19 protein-coding genes are annotated in these 21,172 nt (G+C 67.6%); 9 read left to right on the forward strand and 10 right to left on the reverse strand.

The features are described from left to right. The first annotated feature begins 39 nt into the window (after positions 1–39). On the forward strand, positions 40–1,266 hold the full coding sequence (locus tag ABIE00_RS24330; RefSeq protein WP_354263160.1) for an MFS transporter: 1,227 nt from the start codon (positions 40–42) through the stop codon (positions 1,264–1,266). Between the two features lie 118 nt (positions 1,267–1,384). On the opposite strand, the gene ABIE00_RS24335 is transcribed toward ABIE00_RS24330, so the two are convergent. From ABIE00_RS24335 to rraA, 3 genes are all read right to left on the reverse strand, one after another. After that, positions 1,385–2,821 (reverse strand): sugar porter family MFS transporter, encoded by a 1,437-nt coding sequence (locus tag ABIE00_RS24335; RefSeq protein WP_354263161.1) that lies wholly within the window; start codon positions 2,819–2,821, stop codon positions 1,385–1,387. Between the two features lie 269 nt (positions 2,822–3,090). After that, positions 3,091–4,743: an MDR family MFS transporter gene (locus ABIE00_RS24340; protein WP_354263162.1), complete on the reverse strand. Its 1,653-nt coding sequence runs from the start codon at positions 4,741–4,743 to the stop codon at positions 3,091–3,093. 177 nt (positions 4,744–4,920) lie between these two features. Next, positions 4,921–5,409: a ribonuclease E activity regulator RraA gene (gene rraA / locus ABIE00_RS24345; protein WP_354263163.1), complete on the reverse strand. Its 489-nt coding sequence runs from the start codon at positions 5,407–5,409 to the stop codon at positions 4,921–4,923. 91 nt (positions 5,410–5,500) lie between these two features. Here rraA and ABIE00_RS24350 point away from each other — a divergent pair, with 91 nt between their 5' ends. The 6 genes from ABIE00_RS24350 to ABIE00_RS24375 all read left to right on the forward strand — a co-directional run bounded on the left by ABIE00_RS24350 (position 5,501) and on the right by ABIE00_RS24375 (position 11,168). Continuing rightward, entirely contained in the window at positions 5,501–6,802 is a 1,302-nt protein-coding gene (locus ABIE00_RS24350; RefSeq protein ID WP_354263164.1) for an MFS transporter, read from the forward strand. 172 nt (positions 6,803–6,974) lie between these two features. Beyond that, positions 6,975–7,568, forward strand: coding sequence for a TetR/AcrR family transcriptional regulator (locus tag ABIE00_RS24355; RefSeq protein WP_354263510.1), 594 nt, complete (start codon positions 6,975–6,977; stop codon positions 7,566–7,568). A gap of 289 nt (positions 7,569–7,857) precedes the next feature. Next, the gene (locus ABIE00_RS24360) at positions 7,858–9,063 is read left to right on the forward strand and encodes an NAD(P)-dependent malic enzyme (protein WP_354263165.1); all 1,206 of its coding nucleotides are present in this window, start codon (positions 7,858–7,860) and stop codon (positions 9,061–9,063) included. A 122-nt stretch (positions 9,064–9,185) separates the two neighbouring features. After that, the gene (locus tag ABIE00_RS24365; RefSeq protein ID WP_354263166.1) at positions 9,186–9,689 is read left to right on the forward strand and encodes a DUF456 domain-containing protein; all 504 of its coding nucleotides are present in this window, start codon (positions 9,186–9,188) and stop codon (positions 9,687–9,689) included. Positions 9,690–9,715: 26 nt separating this feature from the next. Beyond that, positions 9,716–10,678 (forward strand): tetratricopeptide repeat protein, encoded by a 963-nt coding sequence (locus ABIE00_RS24370; protein ID WP_354263167.1) that lies wholly within the window; start codon positions 9,716–9,718, stop codon positions 10,676–10,678. A gap of 130 nt (positions 10,679–10,808) precedes the next feature. Continuing rightward, complete coding sequence (locus ABIE00_RS24375) at positions 10,809–11,168, forward strand: nuclear transport factor 2 family protein (protein WP_354263168.1); 360 nt, start codon at positions 10,809–10,811, stop codon at positions 11,166–11,168. 33 nt (positions 11,169–11,201) lie between these two features. Here ABIE00_RS24375 and ABIE00_RS24380 read toward each other — a convergent pair whose 3' ends face one another. Then, a complete protein-coding gene (locus tag ABIE00_RS24380; protein ID WP_354263169.1) occupies positions 11,202–11,846 on the reverse strand; it encodes a LysE family translocator in 645 nt (214 codons plus the stop codon). Between the two features lie 104 nt (positions 11,847–11,950). Here ABIE00_RS24380 and ABIE00_RS24385 point away from each other — a divergent pair, with 104 nt between their 5' ends. Beyond that, entirely contained in the window at positions 11,951–12,406 is a 456-nt protein-coding gene (locus ABIE00_RS24385) for an Lrp/AsnC family transcriptional regulator (protein WP_354263170.1), read from the forward strand. Between the two features lie 121 nt (positions 12,407–12,527). On the opposite strand, the gene ABIE00_RS24390 is transcribed toward ABIE00_RS24385, so the two are convergent. Together ABIE00_RS24390 and ABIE00_RS24395 are read right to left on the reverse strand one after the other, a co-directional pair. After that, positions 12,528–15,245 (reverse strand): FG-GAP-like repeat-containing protein, encoded by a 2,718-nt coding sequence (locus tag ABIE00_RS24390; RefSeq protein ID WP_354263171.1) that lies wholly within the window; start codon positions 15,243–15,245, stop codon positions 12,528–12,530. 185 nt (positions 15,246–15,430) lie between these two features. Then, a complete protein-coding gene (locus ABIE00_RS24395; protein WP_354263172.1) occupies positions 15,431–15,889 on the reverse strand; it encodes an Lrp/AsnC family transcriptional regulator in 459 nt (152 codons plus the stop codon). Between the two features lie 371 nt (positions 15,890–16,260). On the opposite strand from ABIE00_RS24395, the gene gluQRS reads away from it, so the two are divergent. Then, positions 16,261–17,142, forward strand: a complete 882-nt coding sequence (gene gluQRS / locus ABIE00_RS24400; protein WP_354263173.1) for a tRNA glutamyl-Q(34) synthetase GluQRS — start codon at positions 16,261–16,263, stop codon at positions 17,140–17,142. Positions 17,143–17,151: 9 nt separating this feature from the next. Here the strand turns inward: gluQRS and ABIE00_RS24405 are convergent, their stop codons facing one another. The 4 genes from ABIE00_RS24405 to ABIE00_RS24420 form a co-directional block, all read right to left on the reverse strand. Continuing rightward, entirely contained in the window at positions 17,152–18,402 is a 1,251-nt protein-coding gene (locus tag ABIE00_RS24405; protein ID WP_354263174.1) for a low temperature requirement protein A, read from the reverse strand. A gap of 3 nt (positions 18,403–18,405) precedes the next feature. Next, entirely contained in the window at positions 18,406–19,023 is a 618-nt protein-coding gene (locus tag ABIE00_RS24410; protein WP_354263176.1) for a transmembrane-type terpene cyclase, read from the reverse strand. Between the two features lie 133 nt (positions 19,024–19,156). Beyond that, positions 19,157–20,482 (reverse strand): ATP-binding protein, encoded by a 1,326-nt coding sequence (locus ABIE00_RS24415; protein ID WP_354263177.1) that lies wholly within the window; start codon positions 20,480–20,482, stop codon positions 19,157–19,159. 130 nt (positions 20,483–20,612) lie between these two features. After that, the gene (locus tag ABIE00_RS24420; RefSeq protein WP_354263178.1) at positions 20,613–21,125 is read right to left on the reverse strand and encodes a universal stress protein; all 513 of its coding nucleotides are present in this window, start codon (positions 21,123–21,125) and stop codon (positions 20,613–20,615) included. Between the last annotated feature and the right edge of the window lie 47 nt (positions 21,126–21,172).

Consider the following 21,172-nt stretch of genomic DNA (forward strand, 5'->3'; position numbering starts at 1 on the left):
GACTCAAAACTGATCCAGCGACACTTAGGAGTTCCCTCCATGGACGGCCAGCTCGCAGACACCCTGCCGGCACCACAATCCACCCTCGAGGCCGAGAAGGCCTCATTCCTCAAGCAGCCCAAGGCGGTCTGGGCCACGGCGCTCGCGGCCGTGTTCGCGTTCATGGGCATCGGCCTGGTGGATCCCATCCTCCCTGCCATCGCCAAGAACCTGGACGCCAGCCCCAGCCAGGTCTCACTGCTCTTCACCAGCTATTTCCTGATCACCGCCGTGGCGATGCTCATCACCGGCTTCATCTCCTCACGGATCGGCGGCAAGCGAACCCTGTTGGCCGGGCTGGCCGTAATCGTGGTCTTCTCCTCGCTCTCCGGCATGTCCGGCAGCGTCAGCGAACTGGTTGGATTCCGGGCCGGATGGGGTCTCGGCAACGCACTCTTCGTGGCCACCGCGCTCGCCGTCATTGTCGGTGTGGCCAGCGGCGGCGCGGGCACGGCCATCATTCTCTATGAGGCCGCCCTTGGCCTGGGCATCTCGCTGGGCCCGCTCCTGGGCGCCCTCCTCGGTGGCTGGCAGTGGCGCGCCCCGTTCTTCGGCACGGCCGCACTGATGGCGGCGGCCTTCATAGCGCTCACCGCGCTGCTTCCGAAGACCCCGCTGCCCGACCGCAAGGTCAGCCTGGCCGATCCGCTGCGCGCCCTGGGCAACAAGGGACTGCGTACGACGGCGGCCAGCGGCCTGTTCTACAACTACGGCTTTTTCACCGTGCTCGCCTTTACCCCGTTCATCCTGGGCATGGACGCCTACGGCATCGGCGGGGTGTTCTTTGGCTGGGGCGTCGCGGTCGCCGTCTTTTCCGTCTTTGTGGCCCCGGCGCTGCAGAACCGCTTCGGCGCCACCAAGGTCCTCCTCGGCACGCTGTTTCTGCTGATGCTGGACCTGGCGGGCCTCGGGCTCGCCGCGGGCCATTCGGTGCCCGCAGTCGTTGCGCTCGTGGTGGTCTCCGGCGCGCTGCTGGGCATCAACAACACCATCTACACGGAACTGGCCATGGGCGTCTCCGACTCGCCGCGTCCGGTGGCCTCAGCGGGATACAACTTCGTCCGCTGGATGGGCGGCGCCCTGGCGCCCTTTGCCGCCGCGCAGCTTGGCGAGCACTTCGGGCCGCAGGTGCCGTTCTTCGCCGGCGCGGTGGCCATGATTGCCGCCATGGCCGTGGTGGCCGGCGGCCGCCGCTACCTCACGGCCCACGAACCGCACGTGGTCTGAGGCCAACGCACGCCAGAGCGAAGGCACGGACGAAAACAAAAGGCGCCCATGCTCCCCGGACACAGTCCGCAGGGAGCATGGGCGCCTTCCGTTTCATGCCGGAGGAGCCAAGAGCCGGTCAGACCTTGACGGACCCCTTCGGAACAAACAGGGTCTCAGCCTGTTCCAGCGACATGCCGTTCGTCTCCGGCACCTTGTACATGACGAAGAAGAACGAGGCTGCCGCGAAGAGTGCGTACATGGCGTACGTCAGCGGCAGCGAGCCGGCGGCCATCACCGGGAAGCTCAGCGTGATGGCAAAGTTGGCGATCCACTGCGCGGCGGCGGCCAGGCCCAGGGCCCGGGCGCGGATCCGGGCCGGGAAGATCTCGCCCAGCAGCACCCACACCAGCGGTCCCCAGGATGCGCCGAAGCTGATCACAAACACGTTCGCGGCCACCAGGGCAACAGGCCCCCAGGCGCCGGGCAGTGTGATGTCCGAGCCGGTCCCTTTGGCCGAGGCAAACGCCAGGGCCATGGCGCCGAGCGAAACGGCCATGCCGATGGAGCCGGCCAGCAGGATGGGGCGGCGGCCGATCCTGTCCACGAGGGCGATGGCCACGAGGGTCACCAGGATGTTGGTGACGGAGGTGGCCACCGAGATGGTCAGCGAGTCCTTCTCCTGGAAGCCCACGGCCTTCCAGAGCGTGGTGGAGTAGTAGAAGATCACGTTGATGCCCACGAACTGCTGCAGCACGGACAAAGTGATGCCGATCCAGACCACCGCCTGCAGTCCGAATGCCTTGCCGCGCAGCGAACCCTTCCGGCCGGCGAGCTGGTCCTCCTCGATCGCCTCGCGGATTTCGCGCAGATGGCGGTCGGTGTCCTCATCCGGGGCGATGGAGTCGAAGACCTTCCGGGCCAGGTCCTCCTTGCCCTGGACCACCAGGAAGCGCGGGGACTCGGGCAGCGTGAACGCGATGACGCCGTAGAGCACGGCTGGAACGGCGGCGGCCAGGAACATCCAGCGCCAGGCCTCGATGCCCAGCCAGAATGCCTGGTGCGCGCCGCCGGCGGATGTGGCGAACAGGGCGTCGGAGAGCAGGGCGGCGAAGATGCCCGTGGTAATGGCCAGCTGCTGCAGCGACGCGAGCCGGCCCCGCACGTGGCGGGGGGAGATTTCGGAGATGTACGCCGGCGCGATCACCGAGGCCAGGCCGATGCCGAGACCGCCCACCAGCCGCCAAAAAATGAGGTCCCACACGCTGAAGCAGAAGCCGGTGCCGATGGCGCTGATGAGGAACAGCAGGGCCCCCAGCTTCATGGCGGGGATGCGCCCGTAGCGGTCAGCCACCTTGCCGGCCAGGTAGGCGCCGGCCGCGCACCCCAGCAGCGCCACGGCCACGGCAAAGCCGGTAACGGCCTCACTCAGCGCGAATTCGTCCTTCATGGCATCCACGGCGCCGTTGACCACGGAGGAATCGAAGCCGAACAGGAAGCCGCCCACGGCGCCGGCAAGCGCCAGCCAGATCACCCGCCTGGGGATCCTGGCGGTTTTTTGCTCGTCGGTGGACATGGTTCTCCCTTGGTTCGGGGGTGGGTGGGATGCGGTGCAAACGTCGTCGGCTGCGGAAACCGGCCCTGTCGGCCGGCGCACACGCGCCTAACAGTGTGCCACGTCACCGCCCACTGATCCACTTCGGGACGGAGGACGACGACGGCGGGCGGTCCCGCCGTCGTCGTCCGTTTGGCGCCGCTTACGGCGGGTTTCCGGGGAAAACGAAACGGCAGGCACCCGGAAGGTGCCTGCCGTAACGCAGCTGCGGAAAGTACCGAAAGCGGTGCCTAGTGGGCCGCGGCGGGCTCCTTCATGGCTGCCTTGGGATCGGTCAGCTTCTTCTTCGGCAGCGCGAAGCTGATGAGGAAGGCAATACCGGTCAGGAAGGCGGCGGTGAGCATGACGGTGTCAATCGACTGGGCAAAGCCCTCGGTGATGGGCCGGGTCAGCACCGGGTTGGCGGAGTGCAGCCAGCTGGTGTCGTTGAGGGAGTCGTTGCTGGCGCCGTTCTTGAAGAAGTCGTAGAGCTTGGCGTTGGAGGGGTCGGCGGCGACTGCCGGGTCCTGGAGGACCTTGACGTAGTCCGGGCTCTGCATGGCGTCTTTCATGCCGTTGGCGATCTTGTCCGCGGCCAGGCTGAACAGCATGGAGATGAAGACGGCGGTGCCCACCGCGCCGCCCATGGAGCGGAAGAACGCGGCGGTGGAGGTGCCCACGCCCATGTCCTTCGAGGGCACGGAGACCTGCATCGCGAGGGTGAGCGGCTGCATGCAGAAGCCCAGGCCCAGGCCGAAGAAGACGGCGATCAGGCCGGGGACCCAGAGGTCCGTGTCAGCGCCGAGGGACAGCCCCATGACGATGGCGGCGGTGGTCAGGATGGCGGTGCCCAGGATCGGGAAGATCCGGAAGGTGCCCGACGACGAAATGGTGCGTCCGGCCGTGATGGAGCCGGTCAGGATGCCGATGGTAAAGGTGATCATCATCAGGCCGGCTTCGGTGGGCGTGAGGCCCTTGACCAGCTGCAGGTACATGGGGAGCATGGCGATGGCGCCGAACATGCCGATGCCGATGATGAAGTTCAGCAGCGAGGACAGCCCGAAGGTGACGTTCCGGAAGAGGCGCAGCGGGATGAGCGCGTAGTCGCCGGCGCGGCGCTCGGCCAGCAGGAACGCGATGATGCCGAGGACGCCCAGGCCGTAGCAGATGAACGAGCTGGCCGAGGTCCAGCCCCAGCTGCGGCCCTGTTCGGCGACGAGCAGCAGCGGCACGATGGCCAGGGTGATGGCTGCGGCGCCCCAGTAGTCGATCCGCTGCTTGACGTGTTTGGCGGGCAGGTGGAGGTAGAGGAACACCACGGCCAGCGCGGCCAGGCCGATGGGCAGGTTAATGAAGAAGACCCAGCGCCAGCCGTCGAAGCCGAGGATGCTCTCGGAGCCGGCGAAGGCGCCGCCCACCACGGGGCCGAGGACCGAGGAGATGCCGAACACGGACATGAAGTAGCCCTGGAACTTGGCCCTGTCCTTGAGCGGGACGATGTCGCCGATGATGGTCAGCGCCAGTGCCAGCAGGCCGCCGGCGCCCATGCCCTGGATGCCGCGGGCGATGGCCAGTTCGGTCATCGAGTGCACCGAGCCTGCATACAGCGAGCCGGCCAGGAAGATGATGATCGCGGCGAGGTAGAGCGGGCGGCGGCCGAAGATGTCGCTGAGCTTGCCGTACAGCGGCGTGGTGACCGTGGACGTGATGAGGTATGCGGTGGTGGCCCAGGCCTGGAGGGACAGCCCGTCGAGGTCGTTGGCGATGGTGTAGATGGACGTGGACACGATGGTCTGGTCCAGGGAGGACAGGAACATGCCGAGCATCAGACCCACCATGACGGTGATGGTCTGCCGCTGCGTCAGGGCCTCTCCGGGCGCGGGTCCTGCGGTGGTTTTGGACATGGCTGCTCCAGGGTCAAGAGAAAGGGGATCGCATTTGATAGTTGCTTTCAGTAACTATGTTACTTGCTGCTTTGTTCCCCCGAGCAACTGAAATTTCATGGGGCTGTGGCGAGGGGTGAGAACTCTCCGCTTAGGTCGCTCCTAGGGGTAGAAATCTCACCCTTCGATGACCCAGGCTCAGCGTTCGATGAGGATGCCGTCGGGGTCGCACCAGATCGTGGCACCGGTGCGGATGGTCACGCCGTCGATCAGCAGGTCCACGTCAGTCTCTCCCGCCCCGGCCTTGGCGCTCTTACGCGGGTTGCCGCCGAGGGCTTTGACGCCGAGGGGCAGTTCCGCGATGGCCTCGCGGTCCCGGATCGCACCATTGATGACGACGCCGGCCCAGCCGTTTGCCACGGCGCTCGCCGCGATCAGGTCCCCCATCAGCGCGGTCCGCAAAGAGCCGCCCCCGTCGACGACCAGTACGGCGCCGTTCCCGGGTGCGGCGAGGACTGACTTGACCAAGGCGTTGTCCTCCAGGCAGCGAACGGTCCGGACGGGGCCGCTGAAATGCGTGTGGCCGCCCAGGGACTGGAACTGCAGGGAGACGGAGTCCAGTTCGTCGCCGCGCTCATCGTAGAGGTCGGCGGTGTTGACGGCGGCGTTGGCAGGCGAAGCGGTCATTGGTTCTCCTCGGGCAGTCTTTGGCCTCGGTTGCTGTTGGCTCCCACGATAGTCTGATTCCATCATCACGATGATCCAGGGGGAGACCGATATGAGCCTGTCCGACATACCCGGTGCGGTACCCGATCCCGGCCTGGTGGGCACCCGTCAGTCCGCCGCGCTCACTGAGCCGACAGAGCGGGTCCGGTCCCTTTGGATCACGGGCGTGGTGCTGGTCAACCTCGGCATCAACGCGGCATTTTTCGGGCCCATCCAGGTGCTCCTCGCGCTGCAGGCGGAACATTTCGATCCCGGCCAGAAGGAAGCCATCCTCGCGCTCGTTACGGGTGCCGGTGCAGCGGTGTCGCTGGTGGCCAATCCGCTCTTTGGCGCCTTCAGCGACCGCACGGCGTCCCGGTTCGGCCGGCGTGTGCCGTGGGTGCTGGCCGGAGCCGTCCTCGGCGCGGCCGGGCTGGTGGGGCTTGCCGGAGCGCCGAACGTCGCGGTGATGACGCTGCTCTGGTGTCTGGTGCAGGCTGGCTGCAACGGCGCCTACGCCGCCATCACGGCCGCCGTTCCGGACCGCGTTCCCGTTCCGCAGCGCGCTACTGTCGGTGGACTGGCGGCGATGGGTCAGACTGCCGGGATCCTGGCCGGCGCGGTGATTGCCGCCGTCGTCAGCGGAAATTTCGTGCTGGGCTACATCGTCTGTGCGGCGGCCCTCGTGGCGGGCGTCGTGATGTACCTGGTCAAGAGCGACGACGACCCCCTCCCGGCGAGGGCTGCACAGCGGATGAACTGGGCCGGCTTCCTGCTTGGGTTCATCAGGCCGCTGGGGCATCCCGACTTCGCCTGGGCCTGGATCACCCGGCTGCTGGTTAATATCGGCAACCATATGGGCACCCTGTACCTGCTCTTCTTCCTGGCCGATGCAGTGCACCTGAAGGAGACCACGGGACTCGAACCTGCCTTCGGCGTGCTGGTGCTGACGGGTCTTTACGCAGTGTTCGTGATCATTACCAGCGTGGTTGGCGGCAGGCTTAGTGACAGGATGGGCAAGCGCAAGCCGCTGGTGATCGCATCGTCCGCGATCATCGCGCTGGCATCGCTGATCCTGGCCTTCGCCCCGACTTGGGTGGGCGGCATCGTCGGCGCGAGCGTTCTGGGCATCGGGTTCGGCGCCTACCTCGCCGTCGACTTCGCGCTCATCACGCAGGTGCTCCCGAACGCCGCCGACAGGGGCAAGGACCTTGGCGTCATCAACATCGCCAACTCCCTGCCGCAGGTCATCGCCCCCGCGCTGGCGTGGCCGTTCGTCACCCTCTGGGGCGGCTACGTGTCCCTCTACGTGGCCGCCGCCGTCATCGGGCTGCTGGGCGCCGTGTTCGTGGTGAAGATCAAGGGCGTCGACTAGCTGCTGCCAGGGGCTGGTCAACACCCGCTACGCTCTGACGCACCTGTCCGGCGGCGCGGCCGGTTCCCAGGGAACGCGCAGACCCGTGCCGTATAGTTGAGTGCGAATCGCGGCAGGACCGGGAATGGGGCTCTTCCTGACTGCACCAGGAATCTCAACCTCCGGACTGATGATGCTTGACTTTATGCCCGATCTTCCGCCCATGGCCGCCCCGCCCACCCTTCCCCGGCAGCAGCGGCGCTATAACCGGATCCTGGAGGTTGCTGCCGGTTTCGCCCGGAAGGGCCTCAAGTCCGTAACCCTCTCCGAGGTTGCCGCCCAGGCCAACGTTCCCCTTGGCACCCTGTACCGCTACTTTCCCTCCGCCACCCATCTGATGCTTGCCCTCTACCGGCACCAGCTCGGCGAGCTGAAGACGGGGACCGGGCCGGGCGCCGTCCGCATCCACGCGCTTTCCGGCGTGGCGATGGAGATCTTCCACATGCGCGTCATGCAGCCAGCCGTGGAACAGTGCCTCAGCCAGGGCGTCTACGTTAAGGACCGGGACACCACCGGTCTTCTGCGGGAGATCGACTCCCTGGCAGAACGCGCCGTCACGTCCGTCTGCGGGGATGCTGCCGTGGCCCGGGTGGTGCTGCTGACAGTGACCGGTCTAGTCCAGTCCGTGCGCTGCCGCAGGCTATCGCTGTTTGAGGCGGAGGAAGATCTCAAGAAGGCCTGCACCCTTCTCATGCCGGCACCCCGGCTGGCGCGGAATACCGCGTAACCGGTCTAGACCGGAAGGTCACAAAAGCCGTTAAAAACGGTGAAATAAGCCACAAATCAGGTTTAAAGAGGCCGAATTCGCTCCGGAAGGCCCCAAATGGCATCCAGTGGGCCTTTGTCCTGTCTAACATGGCACTACCGGAGTGGCCAGTACCCCGCACTTCCCCAGGCTTTCCGGCGGAACCCACCACCCTTGGGCCGCCGGCAAGCGCGTACCTGACCATCTTGAGCCCCCAGTGCTTGAGCCATACTGTGCCGTGCGCCCACGGCTAGCCACAGGAGACAACGACGTGTCCACTGAAACCATCGCTCCGAACGACACCAGCGCAGCCACCGAGCTGACTGACCAGGAAATTTTCGCTGCCCACGAGGGCGGCAAGCTGTCCATCGCCAGCACCGTTCCCCTCAGCAATAAGCGCGACCTCTCCATCGCCTACACGCCGGGCGTTGCCCAGGTCAGCCGCGCCATCCACGCCGACCCGGAGCTTGCCAAGAGCCACACCTGGGCGCAGCGCCTCGTGGCCGTCGTCAGCGACGGCACCGCCGTCCTCGGCCTCGGAAACATCGGCGCCAGCGCCTCGCTGCCCGTCATGGAGGGCAAGTCAGCCCTCTTCAAGGCCTTCGGCGAGCTGGACTCCATCCCGCTGGTCCTCAACACCACCGACGTGGACGAGATCGTGGAGACCCTCGTCCGGCTGCGCCCCAGCTTCGGTGCCGTCAACCTCGAGGACATCGCCGCCCCGCGCTGCTTCGAGCTGGAAGAAAAGCTCATCGAAGCCCTGGACTGCCCCGTCATGCACGATGACCAGCACGGCACTGCCGTCGTGGTCCTCGCCGCGCTGACGGGCGCCGCCAAGGTCACCGGCCGCGGGCTCGAGGAGCTCCGCGTGGTGATCTCCGGCGCCGGCGCCGCGGGCATCGCCATCGCGGAAATCCTCCTCACCGCAGGCATCGACGACGTGGTGCTGCTGGACTCGCGCGGCGTGATCAACTCCGAGCGTGCCGACATCGCCGCCGACCCCGCCAGCAAGAAGGCCCAGATGGCACAGCTCAGCAACCCGCGCGGCATCTCCGGCGGCCCCGGCGAAGCCCTGCTGGGCGCGGACGTCTTCGTAGGCGTGTCCTCCTCCAAGCTGGCTGAGGAGCACCTGAAGCTGATGAACCACAGCTCCATCGTGTTCGCGCTGTCCAACCCGGACCCCGAAGTCCTGCCCGAGGTCGCGTCCAAGTACGCCGCGGTGGTGGCCACCGGCCGGAGCGACTTCCCCAACCAGATCAACAACGTCCTGGCGTTCCCCGGCATCTTCCGCGGCGCCCTGGACGCCGGTGCGCGCCGCATCACCCCGGCGATGAAGGTGGCCGCGGCCCGTGCCATTGCCGAACTGGCCGACGACAAGCTGTCCGCTTCCTACATCGTGCCCAGCCCGCTGGACCCGCGCGTTGCGCCGGCCGTCACGGCCGCGGTTGCCGCGGCAGTGGAAGCGGAAGCCAACTAAGGCTGACTGAACAGGGCTGACTGACGGCCCTGGGCTAATTAAAGCCCGACGGCGGTGCCTCCCGTGCTGGGGAGGCACCGCCGTCGTCGTTCCCGGCAAATTCCGGACCCTAGACTGGGGGCATGAACGCCCAAACCTTCGTGACCGTCCTCTGCGGCCTGGCCATCCTGGTTGGCGTTGCCGGCACCATCATCCCCGTCCTGCCCGGCAGCTTCCTGATCGGGCTGAGCCTGCTGGCGTGGGCCATCTGGGGCGGTGAAGGCGTGACCGGCTGGGTGGTTTTTGCCGTCGGCATGGTCTTTGTGCTGGCAGGCATGGCTGCCAGCGCCGTCCTCGCCGGCCGCAAACTGAAGGAACACCGGATTCCGAACAGGAGCGTCGCTCTCGGGGTGGTGCTGGGCATTGCCGGCATGTTCGTCATTCCCGTGGTGGGCCTGTTCGTGGGCTTTGCCGTGGGGCTGCTGCTCAGCGAAGTCCAGCGCACGCGCAACTTCCGGGCAGCGCTGACGTCCAGCTGGGCCGCCCTGAAGGCCACCGGCCTGGGAATGCTCGTGGAGTTCGGCCTGGCCTGCCTCGCCGCCAGCACCTGGGTGGTGGGCGTGTGGGTGGGCGCCGCTTCGGCTTAATTCCGGGCCTCCATTAGCATGGAGGAATGAGCGCGGGGGAGTTTTCAGGACCGATCTACCGCGACACGCGCGACCTCACGCCCTTCGGCGGCGGCACGGTCCGCACCCCGGTGCGCGGAATAGCAGAGGGCATGGGCGGGCTCATCCACGGCATGCTCGGCGGCAGCGACTCCCGGATCAGCGTGGACGGCGGCGTCCCCCGGCTCAAGCTGCTGCCCGGCAAAGCTGCCCGGACCGTGTACGACGCCATCTTCTCCAACAACGACCCCAACGCCCTCATCGCCGTCGGCCGCGCCCATCCCGGCTGGGCAGGGCTGTGCTGCGTGATGGCCGGTCTCCTCGCCTACAAGCAGGGCGGGTACCTGCGGGCCGCTGAGCTTCTGCAGCGCGGGCTTTCCATCAGGAACGACGACGAGGCGAACCAGTTTGCCGCCAGTTATCTGACGCGTGTGGTCACCCGGGTGGAGGTGGCCGAACGCATCGTGGTGCCGGTGCTGTTCAGCGAGGAGTCGGTTTTCCTTGCCCTCTCCCATTCCCTCCGGGAAACGGGGCAAACCGAGGCGGCTTTGGAAACGCTGGTCAGGCTGCCGCCGTCGTTGCCCACCGCGCTGGCGAGATGCGCACTTGCCGCCGCCCTGGGCCGGGACCAGGAGGTGGTGGTCTGGACGGAAGGCCTGCTGAACGCCGACGACCTCTCCGCGGCGCTGCTCCTGATCCGGGCCCGTTCGCTCCGCCGGCTCGGCGCCCACAGCCAGGCCCAGCAGGCACTCAAGGAAGTCCTGCGGCGGCAGAAGACCAGCATGTCCCTGCGCAACGACGCTCTCACCGACCGCGCCCTGATCCTGCTGGACAACGGACGGAAGTCCCTCAATCCGCGGGACTGGCAGCGCGGCAAGCAGGCGGAGCTCGAAACGTTCGAGGTCATCCGGAAGGACATCGAGGCGCGCCGCGCGTGGGAACAGAAATGGAAGCAGTTCGGCGGGGACTGAGCCGGCGGGGGCCGGCGGGCCACTAGGCGGCTCCTTGCCCCTGGGCGGGGCCGGCTCCTGTGGGCAGTGCCGGCTCTTGTGGGCAGTGCCGGCTCTTGTGGGTCGTTAGGGGCCGCGATACAACGGACCCATGACTGATGCAATCAGGCAGTGGATGGACAGGTACATCGCGGCGTGGACCAGCAATGACCCCGAGGACATCGGGGGGCTCTTCACCGAGGAGGCCGTGTACGCCACGCGGCCCTACGACCCCGACCCGTGGCGCGGCCGGGCACAGATCGTGGAACGCTGGATCGGCTCGGCGGACCAGCCCGGGGACTGGAGATTCGAGTGGTCCCTGCTGGGGTCCGACGGCGACTTGGCGTTCGTGCAGGGCCGCACCACGTACCTCGACGACCGTCCGAGCTACGAGAACCTGTGGGTGGTCCGGCTCGGTTCCGACGGGCGCGCATCCAGCTTCACCGAGTGGTTCATGGAGCAAAAAGTCTGAGGCTGGCCCACCGGCGTTTGGATAGACCGGCTGCTATACGAATCTGCCGAGGGCCGGAAGCAGCTGCTCCGAGAGCAGTGCGGCGCCCAGGAGCACCATGATGATTCCGCTGGTCAGCGTTACCCTGCGCGCCGCGTCCGGCCGGGACTGCAGCAGCTTCCGCGAGAGCAGGGCCACGCAGGTGTACACGAGGGCAGCGAGCAGCACGAAGGTCAGGCCCAGCAGGCCCGATTGAACCGGCACCGGCAGCGGCGCGTCAGCGCTGACGAACTGCGGCACTAGGGCCAGGAAGAACAGCAGCCCCTTGGGGTTGATGCCGCTGGTTCCCATGCCCTGGAGGAAGGACCGGAGCTGGTTCTGCCCCGGATTTCCGGCGGCCGTTGCCGTGAAGCTGGCACCGCGCCATGAACGGATGGTGACGGTTCCCAGCCACAGCAGGTAGACGGCGCCGGCCACCGTGATCCAGCCCAGCAGGCCCGGCATGCTGGCCAGGACCGCGGCGAGTCCGGCCACCATGAGGACAGTGTGCAGGACGTAGCCGCTGCACAGCCCCGCCACGGCGGGGACAAAGCTGCGGCGGCCGAGGCCTGCCGTGATGGAGTAGGCCCAGTCCACCCCCGGGGTGCAGGCGAGGGCCGCTGCAACCACGATGAAGGCGAGGAAAAGCTGGGGATTCATGGCGGGCTCCTGCGTGTTTGGCGGTAAGAAAAGCCTAGGCAAAACGGCGCCAGATGTGCTCGCCAATTTCGCGCGGATCGCGGCTGCAGGAGTAAGATTTTTGCGTGCTGGACCATATTGACAGAAGTATTTTGCGCCACCTCAAGGAAGACGGCAGAATGACTGCCACCGCCCTGGCAGCCAAGGTGGGCCTCACCGTGGCGCCGTGCCACCGCCGGCTCCGCGACCTTGAGCAGTCCGGCGTGATCCGCGGCTACAAGGCGGACATCGACCCGGCCGCCGTCGGGCTCGGTTTTGAGGCGATCGTCTTCGTGACCCTGCGGCAGGTGGACCGCCCGACGATGGAGATCTTCGAGAACCGGGTGGCGGAAAACCCGAACATCGTGGAGGCTCAGCGGCTGTTCGGTTCCCCGGACTACCTGCTCAAGGTGATCGCGGAAGACCTGCCCTCGTACCAGCGCTTCTACGACAGCGAGCTGACAGTCCTTCCGGGCGTGGAACGGCTGACCTCAACCCTGGTGATGAAGAACCTCAAGTCCAACGCAGGCCCGCCTGTCTGACCCGCCGCCCGCCCGCCGTCGTACGCCCTTAAAACCAACAGCGCGAACGGACATTTAAGGCCCCCGATCCGGGTGGACCAGGGGCCTCAAATGTCCGCTCGCGCTGGACTGCCTCCCGTGCTCAGCGGGGATTCAGCACGACGTTCTGGAAGGTGCCCTTCCCGGAGCCGGTGTGGAGCCAGAGTGCTCCGTCAGCGGACACGGAAACGACGTTCGGGTTGCCCGTTCCGGCGAAGCGCCCCACGCTGGCGAAGGTGGTGTAGGCGTTCCAGCCGGTGCCGAGCTGCGTGCGGGCGAGGAAGCCGGAGGCGCCGCTGCCGGGGTAGAGCCAGAGCGTGCCGTCCGACGCGCGGGCCATCAGGTCGGCCTTTCCGTCACCGTTGAAGTCGTTGCCGGCAACCACCTGGGTGAACCCCGCCCAGCCGGAACCGATCTGCTTCCGGGCCAGGAAGGCGCCCGTCCCGTTGCCGGGGTAGAGCCACAGCTTGCCGTCCGGCTCCTGCGCGATGATGTCCGGCTTTCCGTCGCCGGAGAAGTCGCCGGGGGCGATGAGCCGCGCGAAGGCCTGCCAGCCGGTGCCGATCTTCTTCGGTGCCTGGAAGAGTCCCGTTCCGTTGGTGGGGTAGAGCCAGAGCGAACCGTCGGGCTTCCGGGCCAGAAGGTCGCGGCCCCCTGCGCCGTTGAAGTTGCCGGCGGAAATCACCTGGTCGAAGGCCTGCCAGCCGGTGCCGAGCTGCCGGGACGTGCGGAACCCGCCCGAGCCGTTGCCGGAGTAGAGCCGCAGGACGCCCTGAGGTGTGCGGGCCAGGACGTCGGGCTTGCCGTCGCCGTCCAGATCGCCGGCCTCCCAGACCTGGCTGAACCCGCCCCAGCCGGTGCCGATCTTCAGCTTGGTGGCGAAACCGCCGACCCCGTTGCCCGCGTACGCGGTGATGGCCCCGCTGGTGCTGGCCGTCAGGATATCCGTGAGACCGTCGGAGGTGAAGTCCTGACCGGCGATCAGCTCCGTGCTGGCCCAACCGGTGGCCAGGGTGGTGCGCGGCAGGAAGCCGCCCGTTCCACTGCCCGGGTACAGGTAGACGGTCCCGGTGCTGGAGCGGGCGAGCAGGCCCGGGCCCGTGGCCAGCCCTCCCGCCGCGGTGACGGCGGTAAATCCCTGCCAACCGGAGCCGACCTGCTTGGACGTCAGGAATCCGCCGGTTCCGCTGCCGGGGTAGAGCCACAGCGTTCCGTCGGCGCGCATGGCCAGCAGGTCGGCCCGCTTGTCGCCGTTGAAGTCGCCGGGTGCGAGGATGCGCTTGAACCCGTCCCAGCCCACGCCGATCTGCTTGCGGGCCTGGAAGCCGCCGGTGCCGCTGCCAGGGTACAGCCACAGCGCACCGTTGGACGTCCGGGCAATGAGGTCCGTCTTCCCGTCACCGTCGAAGTCGCCGTTGCCGAAGACCATGTTGAAGCCGTTCCAGCCCGTTCCGACCTTCACCGCGGTTCCGAGCTTGTTGCCCCCGAGGCCCGGGAGCAGGAGGAGCGACCCGTCTCCTTCGCGGGAGATCATGTCCGCCGTGCCGTCCCCGTTGAAGTCGCCGGCCGAGAACTGGATCCTGGTATGCAGGGCGAGGTCGGCATCGATGCTGACGGTGGCCGACGTGGCGGTGACGGCGTTGACCGTGACCCGGGTTCCCGCATGTGTGATGAACGTGCTGCCGGCCTGCCAGGTGTGGTTCGTGGCGTAGTACCCGCTGAACGGAATGGTGGATGGCATCAGCACCAGCGAGGACGAGGGGGTGGCGCCGCCCCGCTGGACCACCTTCACGCCGCGGTTGCCGGCCGGCCCGCCGGCCAGGTAGGCGTCGTAGCCGGCAGGCTGGCGGAGCTCCAGGTAGTAGACCTCCTTGCTGACCGGGTCGGTGAACTTCACCGCGCGGTAGGCCAGCCTGGTGTCACCCCAGGGCTTAAGGGTGTAGCTCTTCACGCCGGATGCCACGCCGAGGTCGCGGATGTCGGTGGCAGCGCCCAGGCCTCTGGCGTCCCAGAACGGCGAGCTGATCACCGGCATGTTGTAGCTGGACAGGCCCATGATGTCGGTGCTGTCGCCGTATTCGCGGATGTAGCAGGAGGAGTCCGTGAACTGCCCGGTGCTCGTGGTGCCCACGTCCGAAATGCCGCTGCTGCACTGCAGGGCGTCGGCGTGCATGGATCCCAGGACGTGGCCGAACTCGTGGGCGATCACGCTGTTGGTGAAGCCGCTGATCTGCGGCATGAGCACCCGTCCGCTGTTGCCGGTGCTGCTGAAGCCGGCGCCGAGGGCGCCGCCGGAAAGAGTGGCGCTGGGGACGAAAATCACCAGCCCCTTGTTGGCGCCGTAGGTCCACTTCAGCTCGGTGGTGAGCTTGTTGATCATGTCGTAGTAGGAGTCCGTGGACCTCGCCGTCTTGGACGCCAAGGTGGCCCGTTCGGTGACGGTCATGGAGATCCGGCCGCCGGACATCGCCTTCCAGTAGTTGCTGGCGGCCGTCACGGCCGCTTCGGCCTGGGCCATCGGAACCACGCCCTTGTTGTCCAACAGCGTGGCGACGACGACCTTGACGCTGAGCGCGGCAGCGGCCGTTCCGCCCGCCTCGGTCTGCAGGGCCAGCCCGGCGGGCGGCCCGTCCGCCGGCACGCCCGGCGCGGATTCGTATCCGTGGGGCACCCGTTCCGAACCGGACTCGACCGGCAGTGAGGTGCCGGCGCCGGAGGGATCCGTGGCTGCCACGGCGGCAGCAGCAGGAAGAGAGATGAGGCCCGCGGCGAAAACCAGCAAACCCGTGACAGACGCGATTGAACGGGAAAAAGAGCGCATTGAGTTCCTTATTGAGACCGACCCCCCGGCGGAGACCCTGAGTGAACCTGCACCCGCTGCCTTGCCCAGCGCAGCGGCGGATGCGGAATCAGGCTACAGTCCCCACCGCAGGAGAGCCGCCGGAATATCCGCAGTTTTCCCCAATGATTTGCGCAATATCGGAGGGCCGTTCCGAACGGCCCGATTCAGTGCTCTAGGAGCCCCGTGGTCCGGTAGGGGATCACCTCGCGCAGGAACATGCTGGTGGACGTCCGGACGATTCCCGGGCACAGCCGGATCTCCTCGGACACCCGGTACAGGTCGTCGGGGCTCGTGGCCACGACGCGGATCAGCAGGTCGGTGTCGCCCGCCGGTGCGTGGCACTCCAGCACCTCCGGGATCTCGCGCAGGGCAGCGATGGCCTCGTTCAGATGGCTCTGGTCCAGTTCGGCGCTGACCGCCGCGGCAACCCCCCGGCCCAGGGCCGCGGGAAGCACGCGGCTGCTGTTGGGCCGGAGGGCGCCCGACGCCGTCATCCGCTCCAGGCGCGACTGTACCGTTCCGCGCGCCAGGCCCAGCCGCTGGGCCAGGACCATGATGGGCAGCCGGGGATCGTCGTCCAGGGCGGCAAGGATCCGCCGGTCCGTGGCGTCGAGCTGCTGCAATCTGATCACTCCTCGTCCGGTTTCTGCGCGCAGGACCGGTCAGATTGACCAGTTTATGCCATGCCCGTTGCGCCTACTGTAGGTCTCCTGCTCAAATAGTGGCAACGCAGGCGACGGTTACCCCCCAGCCCGCAGGCTACAGGCAACCGGCACACCACCCGGCATCCTGGACCACGCTTCCCGCAAGGAGGCAGCCGCTGATTGACACTTGTTCACGCATTCGTCTTTCTGCAGGAAGTGCCTCGATTTCCTTGGCGGAGTTCCGTCCGGGGCAGGCACGGCAAGAGCCCCTGAGCCACCGATTCCCGGCCAACGCCCGGAGTGCGCGGTAGCTGAGGGGCTCTTGTGGTGTTCGGCATAGGGTGGAGGGCATGACGTCTGCCGGCCGCTTCGCCCCCAGCCCGTCCGGTGAACTGCATGTGGGGAACCTCCGGACGGCGATCCTGGCCTGGCTCTTTGCCCGTTCCACCGGGCGGCGGTTCCTGCTGCGGGTCGAGGACCTCGACCGGGCGCGTGCCGGGGCTGAAGCCGCGCAGCTGCGGGATCTGGCCGCCGTCGGCGTGACCTGGGACGGTGCGGTGGTGCGCCAAACGGACCGCGAGCCCCTGTACACGGCGGCCATCGGACAGCTGGCCGCGGCCGGGCTGACGTACGAATGCTTCTGCACCCGCAGGGAGATCCAGGAGGCGCCCTCCGCGCCGCACGCGCCCCAGGGCGCTTACCCCGGAACATGCAGGGGGCTGTCGACGGCGGAGCTCGAGTTCAAGCGGTCCATCCGCCCGGCGGCGATCCGGCTGCGTTCCTCCGTGGCCGAATGGACCGTCGAGGATGTGCTGCACGGGACTTACACCGGAGTGGTGGATGACTTCGTCCTGCGCCGGAACGACGGCGTGACCGCCTACAATCTGGCCGTGGTGGTGGATGATGCCGAGCAGGGCATAGACCAGGTGGTCCGCGGAGACGACCTCCTGCCGTCCACGCCCCGGCAAGCGTATCTGGCGTCGTTGTTGAATATGCCCGTTCCGGAATATGCACATGTCCCGCTGGTGGTGAACGCCAACGGCGCCCGACTGGCCAAACGGGACGGTGCGGTGACCCTGGACGACCTGGCCGCCGTCGGACTTCCCTCGGAAGCGGTGCGGCGGACTATCCTGGAGTCGCTGGGCCTTCCCACGGCTTCCCTGGAAGCCGCCCTTGCGGCCTTTTCGCCCGCCGGCCTGCCCCGCGGGCCGTGGGTGTGGCCCGGGGTGTAGCGGGCTGTGTCACGCGGTCGTGGACCGGTGCTCCAGCTTCTCCAGCGCGGCGTGGAGCAGGTCCGTGTTCCGGCGCTCATCGATGACGATCGAGGCCCCTAGCGCGGCAACGATGATGAGCAGGCAGATGGGAACCGGGAGGCCGGCCGCCGCCAGGGCCACTGCCCCCGCAAGCACAACAACCACCCCGGTGGTGACGGCGACGAGGGCGCGGTCGACGCACGTCATGACGCTGAAGAGTGCCGTGAGCGAGACCTTGAAGATTGCCACGGGAACGGCGATGCTGGCAACCGCCACGGCGGCGCTGATGTGCGCTGCATGGTCGATGAAGTAGGCGGCGACGTGCAGGCCCGCGCCGGTGGCGGCGATCGCGGCGAAGACGGGGATGTGGCCGTAGCCGAAGAAGTAGGAGCGGTGCCGCTGCACGTGCAGGGCCCGGCCGGCGGGCAGGATGAAGTAGATCCACCACATGCCGAAGGCCAGCGCGGTGCCGCCGAAACCCACCAGGGCGGCATCGGCCGACCAGCCGTGCCCGGCCACGATGGCCCGGAGTGTCTCGACGGCGCCGATGAGGCATTCGCCGAGGGCAATGATGGCCAGCAGGCCATAGCGTTCGGCGATGTGGTGGGCATGCCAAGGCGTAGTGGCGTTACGCTCTGCAACATACGGGGTGCCCAGTTCCAGGACATACAGCGGTGCAATCATCAGGAACGTGGTGGGTACGTCCGCCGGGATGAGCAGCACGGTGATCCACCCCAGCTGGACCACCGCCAGGTATCCCGCGTAGCGAAGGCACGTCTTCCGCCGGGCCGGGTCCTGCCGGGCGGCCCGCAGCCACTGGGAGACCAGGGCCAGCCGCATGATGACGTAGCCGCCCACGATGACGGCGTTGTCCACGTGCTTCCCCTCCACGAGGGAGTGGAACATGGGCTCGATTCCCATCGTCAGGATCAGGACCCCCACCATCTGGACCATGGTGACCACGCGGAACACCCAGTCGTCGGTGTCGTAGGCGCTGGCGAACCAGGTGAAGTTGATCCAGGCCCAGATCACGGCAAACATCGCGAAGGAAAAGCCGAGCAGCCCGGCGCCGAAGTGTGCCTCCGCGATCTCATGCGCGAACTGGCTGCCGGCCACGCCGAAGGCGATCACGAAGGTGAGGTCGAAGAAAAGCTCCAGAGGGGTGGCCGTGCGGTGCGGCTGGTGCGGATCCCTGCCGCCCATGCGGGCCACGGCGTGGCGGAGGGGGTTTAAGGACATGGTTCAAACAGTAGCGCGTCTTCGCACCCGCCAGAGCAAGGCAATGTAGGCCAGGTCGAAGACGCTGCACAGCGCTCCGAGCCCAAGGATCAGGGGCGAGTTTCCGTAACCGCCGTAGACGATGGTGGGGGCAAGGGTCCCGATCCACTTGGCCACGGCGATGACGGGGGACTGGCCCCGGGCGCTTCCGCGCGAGACGAACATCGCGATGAACAAACCGGACATCAGCAGGTTCTGCAGGAACGCGGCGTACTTGGTGGCGTCGTCCCAGCCGAACTCGGCTACGAACAGCAGCTGCACCGCGATCGACGTGACGCCCAGCAGCGCGGCCCAGGCCAGGAAGAGCGGCCGCGTGACCCAGGACGGCAGCTCGGCCCGCCCAAACCGCAGGAATGTGTAGACGATGAGGATGTCCGCCAGGCCCCACACGATGTTAAAGACACCCTGGGCCGATATCCCGGTGGCCACGGAGCGCGAGGCGTAGATGGCCTCCCAGGCGAAGTTGAGCGCCAGGGCCGCCGCCGGGATGGCATAGGTGCGCTGCCGGAAGCCCAGCCGGATCGCCTCGGCGTACACGACGGTCCAGGCCACGCCGCTGAGGATCGTCAGAAACAGGATCATGTTGCTCCTCAACTCGGCAGTGATCTCGGCAGTGATCTCGGCAGGGACTGCAACGCGGGGTCACTTTGCGCCCCATCGGGGCCCCCGATTGGGCGGTATCTGACCCCGCGTTGCTTTAACAACGCGGCTGAGGCTAGACCCGGCCGAGGGCGTCGATGTCCTCCAGGAACTGCTGGTGCACCTCGTCGCTGACGGTGGTGCGGGTGTCCGCGATGGCATCGAGGTAGTCCTGGGTGGCGGGGCCCTTCCGGACCGCCTCGCGGACCGAAACGCCGCCCCCGGACGCCAGCCCGCCGTCGCTGCCATTGCCATATACAGATTTTTCCAGCGCCCGCTGCGAGGCGCTGCGGGCGGCGAACTCGATGTCCGCGGGGGAGAAGCCCTCGGTGCGGTCCACGAGCTGCTCCACGTCCACGTTGTCCACGACCGCGGCGGGGATGAAGCGCTGCCACATGGCTTCGCGGGCCTGCCGGTCGGGCAGGCCGATGGGGATCACGTAGTCGAACCGGCCGTGCCGCAGGAACGCGGTATCGAGGGCCCGGATGAAGTTGGTGGCGCAGACCAGAAGCCGGCCGGGCTGTTCGCGGAAGGCCGGGATGATCTTGAGCAGTTCGTTGGTGACGCCCTGCAGCGGCGAGGGCGGGTCGCCGGCGCGCTGGGACGCGATCTCCTCGACCTCGTCGATGAACACAACGGCGTGCTCGAGTTCAGAGATCTCCAGGAACGTCTCCCGCAGCGCGCCGGCCAGGCCCTTGGGGTCAGAGGCGAGGCGGGAGGGGAAGACTTCCACGAAGGGCCACTCCAGCCGGGAGGCGATGGCCTTGGCGAAGGTGGTTTTGCCGGTGCCGGGCGGCCCGAACAGCACCACGGCGCGCGGCGGCACCACGCCGAATTCGTCGGCGAGGTCGGCCTCGGCCAACGGCAGGACCAGGCGCCGTTCCAGGAGTTCCTTCTCGCGGCGCATGCCGGCCACGTTTTCCCAGAGGTCCCGGGCCAGGATGCGGCCGCCGAGCAGGCCCAGCGGCTCGAGTTCCTGCCGCTGCACGGGGATGGTCCGCTCGAAGTAGCGCAGGTTCTTCTTGAGCACGAAGCCGCGGCTCAGGAAGGCCTCCACCCGGGTTTCCAGCTCGGGCATCAGGGCGGAAAGCTTGTTCAGCCCGTGCGGCGCCATCCGGTTTTCGACGGCGGCGAGCAGCGAGGTGCCGATGCCCCGGCCGCGGAATTCGGGCAGGGTGGCCAGGAAGACCACCCAGCCCTGGTCATGCGCTGCCCGTCCGACGGCAGCGCCCACCACCTGGTCGCCGAGCACCGCCACCACGGCGTGGTCCTTCTCGCAGGAGGCCAGCACCTCCGAGAGCGCATAGACCGGCTCGACGTTGGTGGCCTTCAGCGATTCCCAGAGGTGCAGGATGCCGTCAAGGTCCGCGGAGTGGAAGTCCCGGATCCGCCAGTTGGTCATGAGGTTCTCTCCCGTGGTTCGACGTTGAGCCAGTTCTGAGCTGCCCGATTTTGCTTTCGGGCCGCTCAGGCGAGCATAGGCGATGGCACGCCGGCACGGGGTTGCGGGTGCGTTGCGTTACGCGGGGCGGTCAGCGCCTGGCCGTGTCCACGGAAGTGTCCCGGCCCGCGTCCTTGGCGGCGGCGCCCCTGCGGAAATGGTGGTCGCGGTGGTGGTCATCATTGGTGTGCACCACCAGGACCGGGCATTCGGCATGCGCCACGCACGCGGTGCTCACCGAACCGAGGTGCAGGCCCATGAATCCGCCGTGGCCCCTGCGCCCCACCACCAGCATCGCCGCTCCGGCGGCCGCCTCCACCAGCTTGGCCGGGGCCGGGCCGCGCACCAGCTCGCTGGTCAGGGTCTCCGGGACGTCCGGCCCGAACGCCTTCTCGATGGCCTGGGCGAGGATGTTGGCAGCGGAGGTTTCGAACGCCTCGAAATCCGGGGGGATGTACCCGGCGTACATTTCCGGGAAGTGCCAGCACGCCACGGCATGGACGCGGGCGCCCAGGCCCGGCGCCAGCCGGGCCGCCAGACGGAGGGCCTCCACCGAGGAGTCCGAGCCGTCCACGCCCACAACCACTTTGCCTTCCGCATTCATCGCTGCTCTCCTTTGCAACCTCGACTTTGCAACTTTCGACCCCGCAA

This window comes from Arthrobacter sp. OAP107 (genome assembly GCF_040546765.1).
Lineage (GTDB): Bacteria > Actinomycetota > Actinomycetes > Actinomycetales > Micrococcaceae > Arthrobacter.